Below are 19,499 nucleotides of genomic sequence, written 5' to 3' on the forward strand. Positions count from 1 at the left end.
ATTGCTTAATAAATACAATTTTAAACTCTATTTGAAAGTTCCTTTATTTAAAAGGGGAATTTAATAAATAGCTATTACATTGATAGTTTTGAAGTTTACAATAGTAAAATAGATCTCAATTTACATATTGGTCCTAAATGTTTATTTAAGTTACACTTGTAAATTACCATTGTAAAAATATTTTCTCTTTTCGACTTGCCAATTGTAAAACTATTTGTTAGATTTGTAATGTTATTGAAATTAACATCTGTAAAATTCACATATAATAACTTTAAGGATGAAGAATCGAATAGTTCAGCTGATTAATAGTGAAGGTTTAACCTCTTCTAAATTTGCAGACACAATAGGTGTTCAACGATCTAGTATTTCTCATATTTTATCGGGACGTAACAACCCAAGTCTAGATTTTGTGCAGAAAATATTGAGCTCGTTTCCTTCTATTAGTCCTAATTGGCTTATTTCTGGCACAGGCGAAATGTATGTAACACAAAATTCACCTTCATTGTTTCAGGAACCAGATATAAAGCCTACACCTATCGAAAGTCAAGCAAATCACCCACCTAAATTAAATAAAGAAACTGTTAGTATTCCGCGCTCGAACCCTGAACCTATGCTGGAAATGAGTGCTTTTACATCTGGAAAGCAAATTGAGAAAGTTGTAGTGTTTTATACCGATAAAACTTTTAAAGAATACAATCCTTCTTAAGTATTTTTTAGCTTATCTTTGCCTGCGTTTATACTTAACAGTTTAAAATACAACCAGGCAGCATGAAAAAATCAGTACAGGACTTTAAGGTACTGCGCAAGACAGAGCTAAACGATGAAACTTTTGTTATTGATGTAAAGGCATCTACGCCATTACCAGACATTAAACCAGGGCAATTTGTTAACGTTCTAGTCGAAAATGCAAACAACACCTTCCTTAGAAGACCTTTATCCATCCATTTTGTTGATTACGAGGAGAATATCATCAAGTTATACATTAAGAAAATTGGAGAAGGCACAAATAAACTAAGCGAATTAAATCTTGGAGACAAGTTGAATATCGTTTTTCCATTAGGAAATCAATACTCTATTCCTAAGAACTCTAAAACACTATTAATTGGTGGAGGATGCGGTGTCGCTCCTTTATTATACCTAGCTAAACATCTTAGGGATGCAGGAAACCAGGTTACTACGATATTAGGCGTACGTTCTGCCTATGATGCAGTAGAATTAGATCCGTATAAAGAATACGGCCGTGTTTTCGTTACTACGGAAGACGGCTCTGTTGGAGAAAAAGGTTATCCTACACAGCATTCTGTTCTTAACGAAAAATTTGATTACACATTTACTTGTGGTCCAGAACCCATGATGAAAGCTGTAGCGGCTTATTCCAAAAGTAAAGCAATTCCATGTGAAGTTTCTCTAGAAAACACTATGGCTTGTGGAATTGGAGCTTGTTTATGCTGCGTAACCGACACAAAAAGAGGAAATATATGTACATGCACTGAAGGTCCGGTGTTCAATATAAATGAATTGAAATGGTAAATTTGGAAGTTAAACTTAAGGATCTGATTCTTAAAAATCCTGTAATGACCGCTTCTGGAACTTTTGGTTACGGTGAGGAATTTGAAGATTTTATAGATATAAGCCAATTAGGCGGTATAGTAGTTAAAGGCACAACAAGGCATCATCGGGAAGGAAATCCTTATCCCAGGATGGCTGAAACACCTTCAGGAATGCTAAACGCCGTTGGCCTTCAAAATAAAGGAGTTGAGTACTTTTGTAATACTATTTATCCTAGAATTAAACATTACAATACTAATATTTTAGTTAACGTTTCGGGCTCAGTTATAGAGGATTACGTAGAAACAGCCGCAATGATTAACGAATTGGATAAAATTCCTGCCATAGAGCTGAATATATCCTGTCCGAACGTGAAAGAAGGTGGAATGGCTTTTGGAACCAATTGCGCTTCTGCAGCTTCGGTTGTCCGCGAGGTGCGGAAAGTGTACAAAAAGCATTTAATGGTTAAGTTGTCGCCAAATGTTACAGACATAAGCGAAATTGCTAAAGCTGCGGAAGCTGAAGGTGCTGATTCAGTATCTCTTATCAATACCCTATTGGGAATGGCTATAGATGCTGAAACTAGAAAACCACTTTTATCTACTGTTACAGGTGGTTTATCCGGACCATGCGTAAAACCCGTAGCCTTACGAATGGTTTGGCAGGTTTTTAATGCCGTTAAAATTCCAATTGTAGGTTTGGGAGGTATAATGAATGCAAAAGATGCTATTGAGTTTATTTTAGCTGGAGCTTCTGCAATTCAAATTGGAACTGCTAATTTTATTGACCCTCAAGTAAGTGTTAAGGTCGTTGAAGGAATCAAAGAATATATGATCCGACATCAGGTTGAAAACCTTACAGATTTAATTGGCGCAATTAAAGAACAGTAAGTCAATGCGTTAAAATAAAGAAATAATTCTCTAATGCGGAGATGTGGAGTTTACATTTGTAATTGCAAGTGTAAACTCCTGTTAATTTTGTCCTTAATTGATACTATTTTCGAAGTATTTTGAAGGATAAAAATTTTGAATATATTCACACTAACCTTTATTATACAGGATGTTACACGGACATGGAGATGATGGTTACCAATATAAACAACCAATAGTTGCTAATTTTAGTAGTAACGTTTGGTTTGGAGGAAAATTAGAACATCTTAAACAACATCTGTTTTCAAATTGGGAGAAAATACATTCTTATCCAGAAGCCGCGGCGGAAAGTCTAGTAGATGCCTTAGCAAGCGAATTGGATGTAAATAAGCATCAGATTATCGCCACGAATGGAGCTACTGAAGCTTTTTACCTTATAGCACAATGCTTTTCCGGGCTTAAATCAACTATTATTATCCCTACCTTCTCCGAATATGAAGATGCTTGTAAAGTCAATAAACACAAGCTATACTTTATAAATTGGACAGAGCTCAACAGTACAACTCTTTTTGAAGAAGGCTTGGTTTGGATTTGCAATCCGAATAATCCTAGTGGAAATATTTTAGGTCTAAATGATTTGGAGAATCTACTCAATTGCAATTCAAAGTCTATTTTTGTAATTGATGAAGCCTATATTGATTTTACTGATGAAATAGGATCTAGTATAGATTTAGTCGATAAGTATCAAAATTTGATTCTTGTAAAATCATTAACTAAAAACTTTGCAATTCCCGGCCTGAGATTGGGATATTTAATCTCAAACAAGACCTTAGTACAGAATATTCAATTCTACAAGGCTCCTTGGACGGTAAATTCACTGGCAATTGAGGCTGGAAAGTTCCTTTTGGCAAATAAAATTGATTTTGTTCCACCTGTAAACTACTATAAATCAGAAGCAAAAAAATTCAAGGAAAATTTGAAAAAAATTTCCGGACTGCGAATTCATCCTTCAAAAACTTCTTTCTTTTTGGTTGAACTAGAGAAGTCATCTGCTTTGGAGCTTAAAAAATTCCTAATTTCAAATTTTGGGATATTAATTCGAGATGCTTCTAATTTCCGAGGACTTACCTCTTCCTATTTTAGAATAGCAACTCAAACAAAAGAAAAAAACCAATTACTAATTGACGCGTTAACAGAATGGAGCAAATTAAACTTATAATTCTTCCTCTTATTATAGGATACATTTTAGATCTCTTTTTTGGGGATCCTAGAAATCTGCCTCACCCAATAGTTTTATTCGGTAATACAATTACATTTTTCACAAAACATTTCAATAAAGGAAAGCATCAATTGGCTAAAGGAGCTATTATGGCTTTTGGATTGGCAATCTGTGTTTATTTTGCTTTTTCGTATTTAGGCATTGTTCTTTTAAATTGGAATAGTACCATTTATATTGTTTTTACCTCAATAATGGTTTTTTACGGATTGGCAAACAAAAGCCTGCTGCAAGAAGGATACGAAGTTTTTAAACATCTAAATGAAAAAGGCTTAGAAGCAGGGCGAAAAAGATTATCATGGATTGTTGGTCGCGACACATCAAAATTATCAGTCCAAGAAGTGCGATTGGCTGTTTTGGAAACGCTGTCAGAGAATTTATCGGATGGTGTTGTAGCTCCTCTTTTTTACTATGCTATTGCTGGTGTTCCAGGCATGATGTGCTATAAAATGATTAACACAATGGATTCAATGATTGGATATAAAAATGAAAAATATATTTTATTTGGACGCTTTGCCGCCCGATTGGATGATGTTGTAAATTTTATCCCATCTCGAATTACTGCATTTCTAATGGTATTGCTCACGTTAAACTGGAAAGGATTTACATATCTCTTTAAATTTGGTCGTGCGCATTTGAGTCCAAATGCCGGTTATCCAGAAGCCGCTTTAGCAGGAATACTAAATTGTCAATTTGGTGGACCTCATGATTATGGTGGAAAAAGTGTGAACAAACCATTTATTGGAGAAAATAAGCGCACTATACAGAACGAAGATATTCATAAACTTTCCTACATCAATCATACAGTGTGTTTTACTTCGGTTCTATTAATTATTGCTGTCCATTTTCCATATTCAATACTGTTGTAAAAAAGAAAGATTTACTTCTTGTAGGCTACTATAATTTGTAACTTCACAGCTAGTATTATTCCTGATCAATAAAATTTTATTGGTCTCAAAAACAGATTAATGATTCATTTAATTACAGGAGGACAACGTTCCGGGAAAAGCATATTTGCTGAAGAGTTAGCGCTATCATTAAATAGTAAACCCGTTTATTTAGCTACTTCACGAATTTGGGATGAAGCTCATCGCCAACGAATTGAAGTACACAAGCAAAGGCGTGGAAGTCAATGGACTAGTATTGAAGAAGAGAAATTTTTAAGTAAATATAATTTTACAGGAAAACTTGTTCTTTTAGATTGTATCACATTGTGGATGAATAATTTCTTTTTTGATAATGGTGAAGATGATAAAAAATCATTACTAGAAGCATCGGAAGAATTAGATAAGTTGTTTTCTCAAGATTGTGATTGGATTATTGTTACCAATGAATTGGGATTAGGCGGGCATCCAGGAAATAAAATAGCGATGAGATTTAACGACCTGCAAGGAAGTATTAATCAATACATTGCAAAAAAAGCAGATCGTGTTACTTTAATTATATCTGGTTTACCTCTTGAAATAAAAAACACTTTATCGGGAAAACAGTAAATCTATTGCTATCAAAATAATTCTTTTCACACACTATAAGTTGCTTATACTTAGCAAAGCAGTAAAGGATTAAATACTTTTTATAATCTCGGTATTTTAAATACTCAAGATTAACAAAGAATACGTTTCAAAAATATTAAATAAGCATAATGGACTTCAAAATATCCTCCATATCCACAGCATTAGATCATAAATTGTGGAACAAAATAAATAGTAAAACGAAGCCTATTGGTTCGCTGGGAATACTCGAGAAGATTGCATTTCAAATAGGGAAAATTCAAGAAAATCTAACTCCAGAAATTAAGAATCCGAATGTAATTGTGTTCGCCGGAGATCATGGAATTGCTGATGATGGTGTGAGCTTCTATCCAAAATCTGTAAGTTATGAAATGCTATACAATTACATGCAAGGAGGTGCTGCGATCAATGTTTTTTCTCGTCAGCATGGCGTTAATTTCAAAGTTGTTGATGCAGGGATTGATCACGATTTTGATCCCTCATTAAATATTATCAATAAAAAAATTGCTTACGGAACTAAAAATTACAGATTGGGTCCCGCAATGACAAAAGAGCAATGCTTACAAGGTTTTAAAAGTGGAGCTGAAGTTATTGAGACTATCCAGAAAGAAGGTTGTAATTTTCTTGCTTTTGGAGAAAAAGGGATTGGAAATACATCATCGGCAGCTTTAATACTAAGTCTTTTAGCAGATATAAACTTAGAAGAATGTGTAGGAAGAGGAACTGGATTAAATAATGATGGAGTAAAATCAAAGTTTGACTTATTAAATGAAGCTTTGCATAAATATAATGGAGGCAAGGACCCAATAGAGGTGCTTACACAATTTGGTGGTTTCGAGATCGTTATGATTTCAGGTGCTATGCTTAAAGCTGCAGAATTGAAAATGACCATGCTAATTGACGGTTTTATTATTACGTCTGCATTGCTTGCTGCATCAAAAATAAACCCTAAAGTTTTGGAATACTGTTTATTCGCTCATAAATCCAACGAACAGGCACATATTAAAATGCTAAATTACTTAAACGCAACGCCAATTTTAGATATTGGCATGCGACTAGGCGAAGGAACCGGAGCAATGGTTTGTTATCCAATAATCAAAAGTGCTATTCAATTCATTAATGAAATGGCTTCATTTCAGGAAGCTGGAGTAAGTGAATCCGAAGAAATCGAGACAATCAGATAATTATTTTATATTTAATTTTCCATTAAAAAATGATAAGAATGAATTTCAATATTAGTAAACCCAATACCGCACTTGCGGAACAACTTCAACATAAAATCGATTTAAAAACAAAACCAATTGGATCCTTAGGCATTTTGGAAAAGTTAGCATTGAAAATTGGATGTATTCAAAATACTTTAAGCCCGGAACTTAAGCAACCAACCATTATGGTGTTTGCTGCAGACCATGGAATTGCTCTCGATGGAGTTAGTCCTTATCCTCAGGAGGTTACTTGGCAAATGGTGGCTAATTATGTGAATGGTGGCGCGGCAATAAATGTTTTTGGTCGTCAAAATGGAATTAATATTAGTATTATTGATGCTGGTGTAAATTTCGATTTTGAGAAAAACTCAGGAGTAATTAACGCAAAAGTTGATTACGGAACAAAAAGCTATTTGAATGAATCAGCAATGACTTCGGAACAATTTCATACAGCTATTAAGCGCGGCGCTGACCTTTGCGATCAAAAGCATCGAGAAGGTTCTAATATTATTGGTTTTGGAGAAATGGGTATTGGCAATACTTCTTCTGGAGCTATTTTATTACATATTTTAGCAGGTGTAGATTTAAAAGAATGCGTTGGCCGTGGTACCGGATGGGATGATGAAGGACTAAAGAAAAAATATGAGATACTCAAAAAAGCTGTAACCAACTACCGTGGTGATAATTCTGTTGAAAATATTCTAAGCTATTTTGGTGGATTCGAAATTGTAATGATTGTAGGAGCGATGTTAAAAGCTGCCGAATTAGAAATGGTAATTATGGTAGATGGTTTTATCATCAGCTCAGCACTTTTAGCGGCTTCAAAAATAAATTCGAATATTTTAGAGTATTGTATATTTACTCACAAATCAAATGAGAATGGCCATAAGCATATGCTACAACATCTTAAAGCAGAGCCAATTCTAGATTTAGGAATGCGTTTAGGCGAGGGAACAGGTGTAGCTGTTGCTTATCCAATTATTGAGTCGGCTGTTAATTTCCTAAACCAAATGGCCAGTTTCGAAGATGCTGGTGTAAGTAATAGTGATCAAATTTAAAAAATTAATGAAAAGAGAAATTGATATATTTTTTACTGGCTTGTCTTTTTTTACAAGAGTTCCATTTCCTAAATGGGCTCAATTTAAAAAAGAATATCAGCATGAAGCTATTAAATATTTTCCCATTTCGGGTGCAATTATTGGTGGATTAGCAGGTTTGACTTTTTACCTTGCCAATTTGGTATTTCCCTTTAATCTATCGATAATGCTAAGTATGGGATTTACAGTCTTTTTTACAGGCGCATTGCACGAAGATGGTTTTATGGATGTATGCGATGGCTTTGGTGGTGGTTGGAATCGGGAGCGAATTCTGGAAATTATGAAGGATTCCTTAATTGGTGCATTTGGAGTTACAGGCATTGTTTTTTTAGTATTAACAAAGTTTTTTTGTCAATATTCTATTGCGGCAACTCAATTACCTTTAATTTTGATTGCCGCGCACTCCGTATCTAGGATGTTCGCTGCGAGCTTGGTAAATTCTCATCAATATGCACGTACCGATAATTCAAAAGCAAAAGATTATTCTCAAAAATTATCTGCTAAAAATCTAATTTTCACTATTGTTACAGGAATATTACCTTTAACTTTATTGGGAAATCTGAAGTTTTTCCTGATTTTAATTCCGGTTTTTTTGTGTAAAATATTATTAGGAAGATATTATAAGAAATGGATAGGCGGTTTTACTGGCGATTGTATTGGTGCAACACAACAAGTTTGTGAAATTGTATTTTATTTATCCTATATGATAATTATTAATCAAGTATTATAAAATGGAAATATATTTAATCAGACATACAAAAGTAAAAGTTGAAACAGGCATTTGTTACGGACAAAAAGATGTTGATCTAGCTGAAAGTTATCCAGAAGAACTTGAAACTGTAAAACAAAGATTAAAAGGCATTAATTTTGACTTTATTATATCAAGTCCTTTAAGTAGAGCAAAGAAGCTGGCAACGGACATTTTTAGCGATAAAGTAGATGTTGATCAGCGTTTAATGGAGTTGAACTTTGGCGATTGGGAAGGCAAAGTGTGGGATGAAATTAAAGATCCTTTGTTTCCAGCATGGATGGAAGATTTTGTGAATAAGAAATGTTCAAATGGAGAATCTTTTGTAATGCTTCGCGATCGGGTACTTGAATTTTGGAAAGAAATCAAACTAAAGGATTGTGAAAAAATCGCTATTTTCACCCATGGTGGAGTTATACGAACTATAAATGCAATCGAAAAGAATATAAAATTAGAAGACTCATTTAATGAGCCAGCAGCAGATTTTGGCGAGGTAACTGTTATATCAATTGAAAAATAAAAAGAACATTTATTACCATAATATAGATGAATCAGGAACCAGCATGTTCCTGATTTTTTTTATTGCCCAAAAACAAGCTTACTTATTTATAAGAATGTCACTTCAACTTTGCCAATATGAACAAATGTAAGGTGTTAAATATTAGGGCTATAGGTGATGTTATTTGGTTTTTTCTATTCTCAAAAATTGAAATAATAACGATCTATTTTGCATTCTTTTCTACAACCTGCTGTCTAATGATATTGCTTATTTAAAATGTTTAAAGCTAGTTCGGAGAAAGAAATTATTATTTTAGTGATCTCAAATTAATAATTGTTAGCTAATGCGTGCCGTATTTGTCATTACTCTTTGTTTTGTTTTTTTTCTTGTAGGTTGCAATAAACCTAGCACATTCACAAACATATCCGTACTTTCTCAGTTTGCTTTAATTGAAAATAAAGAGGATGTTCATGCCATTGTAGATTCAAGTGTTATACCTTATATTTACACTAAAGTGATATCCTTAAGAGAATTACCTGTTGAAGAAAAAAAAGAAAAGTTTGTTGAAATGTTGTTACCATCCATTTTAGTTTCTCAGCACAGATTGAATCAAAAAATCACTCGAGTAGAACACATTGAAAATTGGCTACTTAAGCATCCTATACCAATGAAATCGGATAGTGTTTTCCTTTCTAAATTATTTGAAACCTATAATTGCAACGAATTTAGCGAATTAAAGATGAGACTTAAGCCACATCCGGCCAGCATAGTACTCGGACAAGCTGCTCTTGAATCTGGTTGGGGATCCTCGCGTTTTTTTAACGAAGGAAACAATGTTTTTGGTATCTGGTCTTACGATGCAGGAGAAGACCGTATGCAAGCGCTTGTTGGAAGAGATTCAACTACCATTTATGTAAGAAGTTATTCGTCTATCGAAGAATCGGTAAAGGATTATTTCGAAACCATTGCTCGAGTAAATGCTTACGAAGAATTTCGACAAGAAAGATTTACTTCTACAAATACATCTGAACTTATTCCTTTGTTGCATCGTTATTCTGAAGTTGGCAATATATATACCGACAAGTTAAAGGAGCTTATAGAAAGTAATAACTTAACGAAATATGATTCTTATGTCATTAACAAAGATTATTTTATTGAAGAGATAATTGAACTATCTCTTGCTATATAAATTGCAGCAAAAAAATATTGAATAATATTTTTTTGTTATTTTTATTTGATTTTTATTTGAAATCGCTATTTTTAGGCTTGTTTTAAAAGGAAATCAATAATTTAATTAATCATAAAAGTAATTTAGTATGAAAAAATTTATTCTGATTCTTGCGGTTTGTTTTAGTGCCGTTGGTGTATTTAGTCAAAATGCAGCTCAATTTAAAAACGATGGCAATACCGCATTAAAATCAAAAGATTATAAAACAGCTCTTATAAACTACGAAAAATTCCTGGCTGCAGAGGATACTGAGAAAGATCCTGCCCTGGTATTTAATTTAGCTTATTGTGCTATTAAATTAAAAAAATACGACAAAGCCGAACAGTATTTTGGTCAGTCGGTAGACAATAAATACAAAACATCTACTGCATATCAATACAAAGCACTTGCTCAAAAAAGTCAGAAAAAATACGACGAAATGGTTGTTACTTTAAATGAGGGAATTAAAGCCTGCCCAACAAAAAAATCTAAATTAGTTGCAGCATTGGCAAAGCATTATTTATTGGAAGGACAAAGTGCACAAAAGTCAGAAAACTTTGAAGTAGCAGAAGATTTATACAAAAAAGCAGGAGAGGTTAAGTCTAAATATAAAGCGGATGCTTTGTTTAGCTTAGGAACACTTTACTATAACAAAGGAGCTAAAATAATGCAGGTAGCAACTCCAACAGCAAATACAGAGCCTGAAAAGTATAAAGAAGAATCTGCAAAAGCAAAATCTTACTTTCAAAAAGCAATTGTTGAATTAAATAAGGCAAAAGCAATTGCTCCATCTAGAAAGGATGTAACATCTACAATTGCAACAATCAACGGCTTACTATAATAAAAGTTTACCACAAAATATAGTAATTAGGGATACCAAAAAGGTATCCCTTTTTTTTGCGATTTTGGTTCTAATATTTATTAGCTAAAGTATTTTAGAATAGAAATTCTTTTAGAAAATCGTTTTCTTAATAAATCAAGAAATATTGCTTTATTTTTATTTATTCCTAATTAATAGATTCTCAGCTCAATACTGTCTTTCATTTGTTTTTGAGGTATTTAACACCTAAATCTGCACCAATAATTCCCATCTTTGTAGTAAATAATAAACAAATGAATTAATACTTTAACAAAACACACAAAATAATGTCAAAAAATAACACTAGTGATGCATTAAAGTATCACTCTGAAGGTCGTCCTGGTAAAATTGAAGTGATACCAACAAAACCATACAGAACTCAAAGAGATCTGGCCTTGGCATATAGTCCGGGGGTTGCAGAACCATGTCTGGAAATTGAAAAAGACGCTGAGAAAGCATACAAATATACAGCAAAAGGGAATTTGGTTGCTGTAATTTCAAATGGAACCGCTGTATTAGGATTAGGTAATATTGGTGCACTTGCTGGAAAACCGGTAATGGAAGGCAAAGGTTTACTTTTTAAAATATTTGCTGATATCGATGTTTTCGATATTGAAGTTGATACCACTGATGTGGATAAATTCATTGAAACAGTTAAAGCTATTGCCCCAACTTTTGGAGGTATAAACTTAGAAGATATTAAAGCTCCAGAATGTTTCGAGATTGAAAGACGCTTAAAGGAAGAATTAGATATTCCAGTTATGCATGACGATCAACACGGAACAGCCATTATTTCGGCAGCGGGTTTATTAAATGCTTTGGAAATTAATAAAAAGAAAATTGAAAATATTTCTGTTGTTGTAAATGGAGCTGGAGCTGCCGCAGTTTCTTGTACAAAATTATATATTTCTTTGGGGGTTAAACCCGAGAATATAATCATGTGCGATAGTCGTGGCGTTATCAATACAAAAAGAAGTGGTTTAAATAGTCAGAAAAAACAATTTATTACCACCCGCGATATCGATACCTTGGAGCAAGCCTTAGTGGGAGCCGATGTATTTTTAGGATTATCTGTGGGAGGAATTGTAAGTAAAGAAATGGTTTGTTCCATGGCTGATAATCCTGTAGTATTTGCCTTAGCAAATCCCGATCCCGAAATCGACTACAACGAAGCTGTAGAAGCTAAAAAAGGCGTAATCGTAGCAACAGGTCGTTCAGATTATCCAAATCAAATTAATAATGTACTTGGATTTCCTTACATTTTTAGGGGAGCTTTAGATGTTCGCGCTAGTGCAATTAATGAAGAAATGAAAATTGCTTCTGTTCACGCCATTGCAAAACTAGCAAAAGAACCAGTGCCGGAATCTGTACATGCAGCTTATAATGAATCAAATATCGTATTTGGTCGCAATTATATTATTCCAAAAGCAATGGACCCACGTTTGGTATCGAGTGTGGCAGTTGCTGTTGCAAAAGCTGCAGTAGAATCGGGTGTAGCACGAAAAGTTATTACAGATTGGGATGCTTATGCTGAAGAATTAAAGCAACGCTTAGGTGCAGAAAATGAGCTAATTAGAACAATATTCGACAAAGCTAAATGCAATCCAAAACGTGTAGTTTTCGCCGAAGGAAACAACTTTAATGTTTTAAAAGCGGCTCAAATTGTTCTTCATGATGGAATAGCAAAACCTATTATATTAGGTAATCCTGAGAATATTGAACGAATAGTGAAGGAAAATGAATTGGATCTTAAGGGAGCTGAAATTATAGACATTCGCTCACAATCAGAAGCAGGAAGAAGAAATCACTATGCCAACGTTCTATGCGAAAAAAGAGGACGTAAAGGTCTTACGCACAAAGAAGCGGTCGAAAAAATGTTCGACCGAAACTATTTTGGCGCAATGATGGTTGAAAATGGAGATGCTGATGCTTTTATTTCTGGATATGCAACCCGCTATTTTGAAGCTTTAAAGGTAGCAAGTAAGGTTATTGGAATTGAAGAAGGAATGAAAACTTTGGTTGGGATGAATATTATCATGACCAAAAAAGGACCTTTGTTTTTTGCCGATACTACTGTAAATGCGGAACCAACTTCCGATTCTTTAGTAGATACAACCTTAAGCACCGCTCGTGCCTTAAAAACTTTTAATATCGAACCAGTAATGGCTATGGTATCTTATTCTAATTTTGGATCGGTTAGAAAGGGAAGTCCTGTTAAGGTGAACAAAGCAATCACAAAATTGCACGAAAATCATCCAGATTTGCTTGTTGACGGTGAAATGCAATTAAATTTTGCCTTAGATAAAAACTTAAGAGATCAAACATTTGGTTTCACCAAGATTAAAGGGAAAGACGTAAATACCATTATATTCCCAAATCTTAGTTCGGGAAATATTGCCTATAAATTAATGAAAGATTTAGATGGATCCGAAAATATTGGTCCAATTTTATTAGGAACGGCAAAACCTTTTCATATTATCCCAATGGGATGTTCGGTACGTGAAATTATTAACATGACAGCCATTGCAGTTGTTGATGCACAATCGTAAATAAAACAATTTTAAAATTGTAAAGGATGAGATTTTATGAAATCTCATCCTTTTTTTTCAAATTTCAATTATTTTAATCACTTTTGCGCCTATTTTAAATTTAGCTATGACCATCTTATACGGATTAGATTTATTAGGAACCTTAGTATTTACTATTAGTGGTACTTTGTCTGCAGCAAATAAAAAGTTAGACCTTTTTGGTGCCTACTTTACTGGTTTTATTACAGCCATAGGTGGAGGTACTTTGCGGGATGTAATTCTTGGCAATTTTCCCGTTGCCTGGATCAGTGATATTAATTACCTAACCGTAATATCTATTGGTGTTGGACTAACCTTTCTATTTAAAAAATACATCATGACTTTAAAACGGACTCTTTTCTTGTTCGATACAATTGGTATTGGTGTATTTACTATTATAGGAATAGAAAAATCCTTAAGCCTTGGCATACATCCATTTTTATCTATAATTATGGGCTTATTTTCAGCGGTAATGGGGGGAGTTATAAGAGATACCCTTTGTAATGATATCCCTTTAATTTTTAGAAAAGAAATTTATGCAGTTGCTTGTCTAATTGGTGGAATTCTCTTTATTGCTCTCGATTTTCTTGGTGTTGGCGCAGCTCAAAATCAATTCATAACCATTGCTTGTATAATAGGCATACGAATAATATGTATTCGTTATAAAATATCCCTTCCAGTTTTAAAGTATTAAAAGTAAATTAATTACAATTTATTTAAAAACATACTAGGACATATTTATTAGATTGGTATAGTTGAGGTATTTCCCTGCATCCTGACCAAAAGTACTCACTTTTTTATCTCGAATTTGATAAGTACATCTTTCTCCATAAATACCAGAGAATAGAATTTCATGTTCCTGATCCTCTTCATCTTGCATTAATATTTTAAAAATATTATCGTGCACCATTGGATTCCTTAAACTTTCAAAACAACAAGGACAATACATGTCCAGCTTTTCATTTTCCTCAAGATCAAAACTAGAATGCTTTTTTATTTCATAGTCTCCTAAAAATATACTAAGTAATAAAATTCCTTTTTTTCCTTCCTCATTTTTAGCTGAAATTATAATTTGATCTCCAATATTAAGACAGGTTCTGCAATTTGGACATAAATAGTTCGCCTTCATAACAATATATTTAAATGGATTAATTCCTTAATAGAATATAAGGTTTTTCGAGAAGAATGTCAATTTAAACAATCTTATTTTCAAGACAATACAGGTGGTTTCACCTGTTCTGAAACCGCTTATTCAATAGATTATAGCTTTGTAATTTCCAATTACATATTAATTCGGCTATATTTGATAAAAGCATATATTAAAATCTACTAAATTGTAAAAAAACTAGATTTGAAACTATTTATCACCATACTTCGTTGGATTACACGTTTTTTAGGAATTTTTTTATTCCTATTTTTTATTTGGTTTGCAATTCAAATTGGTTCTCCCGATTTAGATCTAATGTCTGAACAGGAAATCAAGTTGTTTTTAGCAAATGTTATCATGCTTACAGGGTTAATCGTAGTGTGGAAATTTGAATTCATAGGAAGTCTTCTTTTAATCTGGGGTTATATATTTTTTGCAATAGCCAATTATTCTTTTTGGAATGGACCTATCTTTCCAAGCTTTCTATTTTTAGGCGTATTACATCTAATATGCTGGGCTCTAACAACTTTTAGAAACCTAAATGGTCATAAAATTTCCTTGTTTATTTTTTTGAAATAAAACAGGAATTAACAATGGGATAAATTATCCTGATCAGATTAAATTTTTATTATTTTTGAAATAATTACAACCATAACAAATATAAATTTCAGTACATGTTAAATATTGCACTTTTTGGCCCTCCTGGAGCAGGAAAAGGAACTCAATCGAAGATGCTTGTCGAAAAATATAATTTAGCTTATATATCAACAGGAGATATTCTAAGAAGTGAGATTGCAGAAGGAACCGAGTTAGGCCTACAAGCAAAAGACATTATTAAAAAGGGTGGACTGGTTCCTGATGAAATTATCGTTCAAATCATGGAAGAACGTATTCAAACCGATACAGAGGTAAACGGTTTTCTTTTTGATGGATTTCCACGAACAACTGTTCAAGCATATATTCTGGAGGGATTGCTTTTAAAAATGAATACTAAACTTGATTGCATGCTAAGTTTAGAAGTGCCATCAGATCAACTTCGCAATCGATTGTTGGATCGAGCAAAAAAAGAAAATAGATCGGATGATACCGACGAAGTAATTACGGTTCGATTAAAAGAATATGATACTAAAACAGCTCCCGTCGCTAACTTCTATAAAGAAAAAGAAATATATCATGGGATTGATGGTTTAGGCGGAATTGATCAGATTTTTGAACGATTAACTTCAAAAATTGACCAAACGCTGCAAAAATCATGGATTAACCTTGTTTTATTAGGACCTCCAGGTTCAGGAAAAGGGACACAAGGAAGAAAATTAGCAGAGCAATTTAATCTTGAATATATTTCTACAGGGCATTTAATGCGTCAAGAAATTAAAAAAGACACTGAGATGGGACAAAGTGCTAAAACCTATATGGAAAAAGGAGATATTGTTCCAGATGAAATTGCAATTCGATTAATTGAAAGACAAATTCGTAAACATCCCGATGCCAATGGATTTATTTTCAAAGGTTTTCCGCGAACAATTGTTCAGGCGTATATATTAGATGGTTTACTAAGAAAGCTTGGTTCAGTCGTTACATCATCCATTAATTTGGATGTTTCCACTCTTGAGTCGATTAAACGTTTAACCTACAGAGGAAAAACAGATGGAAAAAGACTTTACGATGATACCGATATCATTATTCACAGATTAGAACAATATGAAAAAAGGAGTGTGAAAGTTACAAACTATTACTCCAAACAAAATAAATTCGAAATTGTTGATGGAATAGGGAGCGAGGAAGATGTTTTCAAACGCCTCACAGATGTAGTCAATAAATCATTCAAGAAAATTAGATAATTTATGAAAAACTGGCTTTCCTATAAAAAGTCAGTTTTTTTTTTAATTTTTCCTCTAATAATACAATTAAAAGCCTTGACATGTTAATATAGATACTTAATCAAAAGCAATCGATTAATAGTCATAAATTCGTTAAAATTGTAACTTATATAATTGAAGAGGAGAGAGGAAATGTATTTGGAAAATCCGAGCCTAAAAGAAATACTTAATTTGTTAGGATCCAATCCTGATTCTAACAATTCGTTTGCCTTTATCCTTATAGGTGAAGATTCTCAAATTCCACTTAATGAACTAGTTAATGTGCTAAATAGCAAAAATATTAGTTTTGCAGGTGGAATCTTTCCGAAAATAATATACAAAAATCAAACGTCCAGCACGGGCGTCGTAATTAAGTGGTTACCGAATAATGCTGTTTCTATTTACTTCGATTCATCCGAAACATTTAGCCGACAAATTACTGAATTTAGTAATGATATATTTTCAACGGCTTATGTATTAACTTCTGGCATGTGTTCCGATAGTTCAGAACACTTAAGGTCTATTTATACTTATTTAGGAAATGATGTTAAATTTTTAGGTGGTGGTGCCGGTCGATTAGAAGAAAATAAACAGGGCATCTTATTTAATAACGATGGAGTTTTTAATAATGGTACAATTATTACTCTAACTAAGAGGGAGTTAAATATAGGTTCACTGCACGGCTGGACAATGCTTTTCGGGCCATTCATTGCTACAAAAACAGAGAAAAATCTAATAAAAGAACTAAATTGGGAAAATGCATTTATTGTTTATCAACGTTTTTTAAAAAATACCTTTGGTATTCTTATCAATCGTGAAAACTTTAAAGAATATTCTATTCACTATCCTTTTGGAATTTATAAAGAAAATAGTGAATATGTAATTCGAGACCCAATGCTGGTTTCTGAAGAAGGTTATTTACGTTGTGCTGGAAATATTTTAGAAAACTCCCTTTTGGATTTAATGACTATGAAAAAAGAAGATTTTGAATCTATCCCTAAAAATCTCGCACAAAAATGCATTAATAAAGACGCTAAAATATCGGATGTACTTATTTTTAATTGTATTTCAAGAGCAAATCATTTGAATAATGATTTTTATACTGAACTATCTAATTTAACCGAAGAAATTAAAAATAATCATACTCAGATCAATTTAGAAGGAGCTCTTTCAATTGGAGAAATATATTCAAGTGGAGAAGGATATCCTGAGATCTTAAATAAATCTATTGTTTTAGGTTTTTCATATTTAGAATAAAATGCGGACAAACGATATTATAAAAGACATTTCATTTCTTTACGAACTATCCTTATCTATTGGTCAATCTTTGGACATGAAGGAGAATTGTATGCGATTTCTAGATCGATTAATGTCTTTCAAAAACATCGAATTTGGTGGCGTTTGGATTCAAAATAGAAATATTCCATTCTCTTGCGAAGAGCATGGTTTAAAAGCAATTTACTCACATCCAATTGTAAAGTTGGAAAAAGATATCATTTGCAATTCCCAATTTATAGAAGATTATTTTGAAAATAAAAGTTCCTTTTCATGTGTTTTAACTTCTAAAATCAGCGAAAAAATTGGTTTTAAGGTAAAGGAGGGAGGTGCAATAACTTTTTTTCAATTAAAAAATATTGGATTTCTAGCTCTTTATTCGTCCTCCGAAAAACAAATTTGGAATGAAATTAATCAAACAAAATTAAAAAATGTTGTAGATAAATTTTCAGTATCCATCCAGGCGTGTATATCTCATGCCATATCAATACAGGATTTAATTACGATAACTGAAACAAAAAAGGAACTTGAAAAGGCAAAGAAAGAAGCTGAAGAGTCTGAACAATTAAAATCAGCCTTTCTTTCGAATATAAGTCATGAAATTCGAACACCAATAAACTCAATAGTTGGATTTTCGAATTTATTAACAGATACTGATCTAGAACCTCGGCAGAGAACCGAATTTGTTAAGAATATTTCTAATAACAGTCAAAAGTTATTAAAACTAATTAATAACTTAATTGATGTTTCCAAAATGGAAACCAACCAGCTTAAAATTAAAAGGGAGAATTTTATTTTAAACCCTATAATTACAGATCTATTTAAAGCTGTAGAAAGCAATCTATCGTGTAATAAAAGCATTCAATTGAGGCTAGTTTTGCCTAACAACAGCGATAATTTTTGCATTAATTCAGATAAAAATAAAATAGTTCAAATCTTTGAGAACCTTATCGATAATGCAATCAAATTTACCTCAAAAGGGATCATAGAGATTGGGTATTTCATAGAGCAGAATATTCACCCAGTATTTTACATAAAAGATACTGGCGCAGGAATTTCCACAGAAAATAAGCATTTTATATTTGATTTATTTCGACAAGGAGAGAATAATTCTACAAGAAAATTTGAAGGTTCAGGTATTGGATTAACATTGTGCCGAAAAATGGTACGGCTTTTAGATGGAGAAATTTGGTTCGATTCTAAAATTGAAATTGGAACCAATTTTTATTTCAAAGTACATAATTCCGGACAATCAAACCTAAAACTACTAAAAAGTTGCTCGGATAAATTTGAAAGTCGAATTGAAACTTCCGGTGTTAAATCAATTAATTATTCCAATCGTACTATTTTAATTGCCGAAGATGTAAAGTCTAATTTCAATTATTTAAATGCAATAATTGAATTAACATGTGCTAAAGTAATCTGGGCTCGAAATGGTAAAGATGCCATTGAAATATGCCAATCAAACGATACGAAAGTCGATTTAGTTTTAATGGACATGAGAATGCCTGAAATTGGAGGTTTAGATGCGATTAAACGGATTAAATCGTACAACAGCAACATTCCTGTTATAGTGCAAACAGCCTTTACCTTAGATAATGAAAAAGAAGAATGCTTTAAGGCTGGAGCTGATGAATTTATTACAAAACCAATTGATGCCCATAAACTAATAGAAGTCCTGCAAAAGTTCCTTTAAGTCCAATCTGTAATGGTTTCAGTTTTCATGCTGTTTTGAAATTATCTGGTGAGTTTTGAGATTATTCATTTTGTCTTATAATCAACATTACGTTAAATGGAGTATATTAAAATAAAAGGAAGCGAGAACCTCCTTT

At 32.8% G+C, this 19,499-nt stretch carries 19 protein-coding genes; 18 read left to right on the plus strand and 1 reads right to left on the minus strand.

Annotated features, from left to right (window positions below; all coding sequences use genetic code 11):
• The first annotated feature begins 277 nt into the window (after positions 1–277).
• The 14 genes from BZG02_RS18560 (at position 278) to BZG02_RS18625 (ending at position 14,080) form a co-directional block, all read left to right on the plus strand.
• Positions 278–706, plus strand: coding sequence for a helix-turn-helix transcriptional regulator (locus BZG02_RS18560; protein WP_101263249.1), 429 nt, complete (start codon positions 278–280; stop codon positions 704–706).
• 62 nt (positions 707–768) lie between these two features.
• Positions 769–1,530, plus strand: coding sequence for a dihydroorotate dehydrogenase electron transfer subunit (locus BZG02_RS18565; protein WP_101263250.1), 762 nt, complete (start codon positions 769–771; stop codon positions 1,528–1,530).
• Positions 1,524–2,438, plus strand: a complete 915-nt coding sequence (locus BZG02_RS18570) for a dihydroorotate dehydrogenase (protein WP_101263251.1) — start codon at positions 1,524–1,526, stop codon at positions 2,436–2,438. The genes BZG02_RS18565 and BZG02_RS18570 overlap by 7 nt, the downstream gene beginning before the upstream one ends.
• A gap of 169 nt (positions 2,439–2,607) precedes the next feature.
• Positions 2,608–3,636 carry a pyridoxal phosphate-dependent aminotransferase gene (locus tag BZG02_RS18575; protein WP_101263252.1) on the plus strand — a complete coding sequence of 343 codons (1,029 nt, stop codon included), beginning with the start codon at positions 2,608–2,610 and terminating at the stop codon, positions 3,634–3,636.
• Positions 3,615–4,562: an adenosylcobinamide-phosphate synthase CbiB gene (gene cbiB, locus BZG02_RS18580; RefSeq protein ID WP_101263253.1), complete on the plus strand. Its 948-nt coding sequence runs from the start codon at positions 3,615–3,617 to the stop codon at positions 4,560–4,562. The genes BZG02_RS18575 and cbiB overlap by 22 nt, the downstream gene beginning before the upstream one ends.
• Before the next feature lie 99 nt (positions 4,563–4,661).
• A complete protein-coding gene (locus tag BZG02_RS18585; protein ID WP_101263254.1) occupies positions 4,662–5,186 on the plus strand; it encodes a bifunctional adenosylcobinamide kinase/adenosylcobinamide-phosphate guanylyltransferase in 525 nt (174 codons plus the stop codon).
• 149 nt (positions 5,187–5,335) lie between these two features.
• Positions 5,336–6,388, plus strand: a complete 1,053-nt coding sequence (cobT, locus tag BZG02_RS18590; RefSeq protein ID WP_101263255.1) for a nicotinate-nucleotide--dimethylbenzimidazole phosphoribosyltransferase — start codon at positions 5,336–5,338, stop codon at positions 6,386–6,388.
• Between the two features lie 38 nt (positions 6,389–6,426).
• Positions 6,427–7,467, plus strand: a complete 1,041-nt coding sequence (gene cobT, locus BZG02_RS18595) for a nicotinate-nucleotide--dimethylbenzimidazole phosphoribosyltransferase (protein WP_101263256.1) — start codon at positions 6,427–6,429, stop codon at positions 7,465–7,467.
• Positions 7,468–7,474: 7 nt separating this feature from the next.
• Positions 7,475–8,236, plus strand: a complete 762-nt coding sequence (locus BZG02_RS18600) for an adenosylcobinamide-GDP ribazoletransferase (RefSeq protein ID WP_101263257.1) — start codon at positions 7,475–7,477, stop codon at positions 8,234–8,236.
• Between the two features lies 1 nt (position 8,237).
• Entirely contained in the window at positions 8,238–8,774 is a 537-nt protein-coding gene (cobC, locus tag BZG02_RS18605; RefSeq protein WP_101263258.1) for an alpha-ribazole phosphatase, read from the plus strand.
• A gap of 322 nt (positions 8,775–9,096) precedes the next feature.
• A complete protein-coding gene (locus tag BZG02_RS18610; protein WP_101263259.1) occupies positions 9,097–9,942 on the plus strand; it encodes a glucosaminidase domain-containing protein in 846 nt (281 codons plus the stop codon).
• Between the two features lie 127 nt (positions 9,943–10,069).
• Positions 10,070–10,801 (plus strand): tetratricopeptide repeat protein, encoded by a 732-nt coding sequence (locus BZG02_RS18615; RefSeq protein ID WP_101263260.1) that lies wholly within the window; start codon positions 10,070–10,072, stop codon positions 10,799–10,801.
• A 305-nt stretch (positions 10,802–11,106) separates the two neighbouring features.
• Positions 11,107–13,368, plus strand: coding sequence for an NADP-dependent malic enzyme (locus BZG02_RS21230; protein WP_101263261.1), 2,262 nt, complete (start codon positions 11,107–11,109; stop codon positions 13,366–13,368).
• 106 nt (positions 13,369–13,474) lie between these two features.
• Positions 13,475–14,080, plus strand: coding sequence for a trimeric intracellular cation channel family protein (locus tag BZG02_RS18625; protein WP_101263262.1), 606 nt, complete (start codon positions 13,475–13,477; stop codon positions 14,078–14,080).
• Positions 14,081–14,113: 33 nt separating this feature from the next.
• Here BZG02_RS18625 and BZG02_RS18630 read toward each other — a convergent pair whose 3' ends face one another.
• Positions 14,114–14,515, minus strand: a complete 402-nt coding sequence (locus tag BZG02_RS18630; RefSeq protein ID WP_101263263.1) for a hypothetical protein — start codon at positions 14,513–14,515, stop codon at positions 14,114–14,116.
• Positions 14,516–14,737: 222 nt separating this feature from the next.
• On the opposite strand from BZG02_RS18630, the gene BZG02_RS21385 reads away from it, so the two are divergent.
• From BZG02_RS21385 to BZG02_RS18650, 4 genes are all read left to right on the plus strand, one after another.
• The gene (locus BZG02_RS21385) at positions 14,738–15,112 is read left to right on the plus strand and encodes a DUF7670 domain-containing protein (RefSeq protein ID WP_101263264.1); all 375 of its coding nucleotides are present in this window, start codon (positions 14,738–14,740) and stop codon (positions 15,110–15,112) included.
• A gap of 95 nt (positions 15,113–15,207) precedes the next feature.
• Positions 15,208–16,374, plus strand: a complete 1,167-nt coding sequence (locus tag BZG02_RS18640) for an adenylate kinase (RefSeq protein WP_101263265.1) — start codon at positions 15,208–15,210, stop codon at positions 16,372–16,374.
• A 210-nt stretch (positions 16,375–16,584) separates the two neighbouring features.
• Positions 16,585–17,649 carry an FIST signal transduction protein gene (locus tag BZG02_RS18645; protein WP_180335787.1) on the plus strand — a complete coding sequence of 355 codons (1,065 nt, stop codon included), beginning with the start codon at positions 16,585–16,587 and terminating at the stop codon, positions 17,647–17,649.
• A gap of 1 nt (position 17,650) precedes the next feature.
• A complete protein-coding gene (locus tag BZG02_RS18650) occupies positions 17,651–19,363 on the plus strand; it encodes a hybrid sensor histidine kinase/response regulator (protein WP_101263267.1) in 1,713 nt (570 codons plus the stop codon).
• Positions 19,364–19,499: the final 136 nt, after the last annotated feature.

Source organism: Labilibaculum filiforme (assembly GCF_002843315.1).
Classification (GTDB): domain Bacteria; phylum Bacteroidota; class Bacteroidia; order Bacteroidales; family Marinifilaceae; genus Labilibaculum; species Labilibaculum filiforme.

What these genes read in the sequence shown, in the direction of transcription:
- BZG02_RS18560 (WP_101263249.1), top strand. Translation starts at nt 278, where the DNA reads ATGAAGAATCGAATAGTTCAGCTGATTAATAGTGAAGGTTTAACCTCT.
- BZG02_RS18565 (WP_101263250.1), top strand. Translation starts at nt 769, where the DNA reads ATGAAAAAATCAGTACAGGACTTTAAGGTACTGCGCAAGACAGAGCTA.
- BZG02_RS18570 (WP_101263251.1), top strand. Translation starts at nt 1,524, where the DNA reads ATGGTAAATTTGGAAGTTAAACTTAAGGATCTGATTCTTAAAAATCCT.
- BZG02_RS18575 (WP_101263252.1), top strand. Translation starts at nt 2,608, where the DNA reads ATGTTACACGGACATGGAGATGATGGTTACCAATATAAACAACCAATA.
- cbiB (WP_101263253.1), top strand. Translation starts at nt 3,615, where the DNA reads ATGGAGCAAATTAAACTTATAATTCTTCCTCTTATTATAGGATACATT.
- BZG02_RS18585 (WP_101263254.1), top strand. Translation starts at nt 4,662, where the DNA reads ATGATTCATTTAATTACAGGAGGACAACGTTCCGGGAAAAGCATATTT.
- cobT (WP_101263255.1), top strand. Translation starts at nt 5,336, where the DNA reads ATGGACTTCAAAATATCCTCCATATCCACAGCATTAGATCATAAATTG.
- cobT (WP_101263256.1), top strand. Translation starts at nt 6,427, where the DNA reads ATGAATTTCAATATTAGTAAACCCAATACCGCACTTGCGGAACAACTT.
- BZG02_RS18600 (WP_101263257.1), top strand. Translation starts at nt 7,475, where the DNA reads ATGAAAAGAGAAATTGATATATTTTTTACTGGCTTGTCTTTTTTTACA.
- cobC (WP_101263258.1), top strand. Translation starts at nt 8,238, where the DNA reads ATGGAAATATATTTAATCAGACATACAAAAGTAAAAGTTGAAACAGGC.
- BZG02_RS18610 (WP_101263259.1), top strand. Translation starts at nt 9,097, where the DNA reads ATGCGTGCCGTATTTGTCATTACTCTTTGTTTTGTTTTTTTTCTTGTA.
- BZG02_RS18615 (WP_101263260.1), top strand. Translation starts at nt 10,070, where the DNA reads ATGAAAAAATTTATTCTGATTCTTGCGGTTTGTTTTAGTGCCGTTGGT.
- BZG02_RS21230 (WP_101263261.1), top strand. Translation starts at nt 11,107, where the DNA reads ATGTCAAAAAATAACACTAGTGATGCATTAAAGTATCACTCTGAAGGT.
- BZG02_RS18625 (WP_101263262.1), top strand. Translation starts at nt 13,475, where the DNA reads ATGACCATCTTATACGGATTAGATTTATTAGGAACCTTAGTATTTACT.
- BZG02_RS18630 (WP_101263263.1), bottom strand. Translation starts at nt 14,515, where the DNA reads ATGAAGGCGAACTATTTATGTCCAAATTGCAGAACCTGTCTTAATATT.
- BZG02_RS18640 (WP_101263265.1), top strand. Translation starts at nt 15,208, where the DNA reads ATGTTAAATATTGCACTTTTTGGCCCTCCTGGAGCAGGAAAAGGAACT.
- BZG02_RS18650 (WP_101263267.1), top strand. Translation starts at nt 17,651, where the DNA reads ATGCGGACAAACGATATTATAAAAGACATTTCATTTCTTTACGAACTA.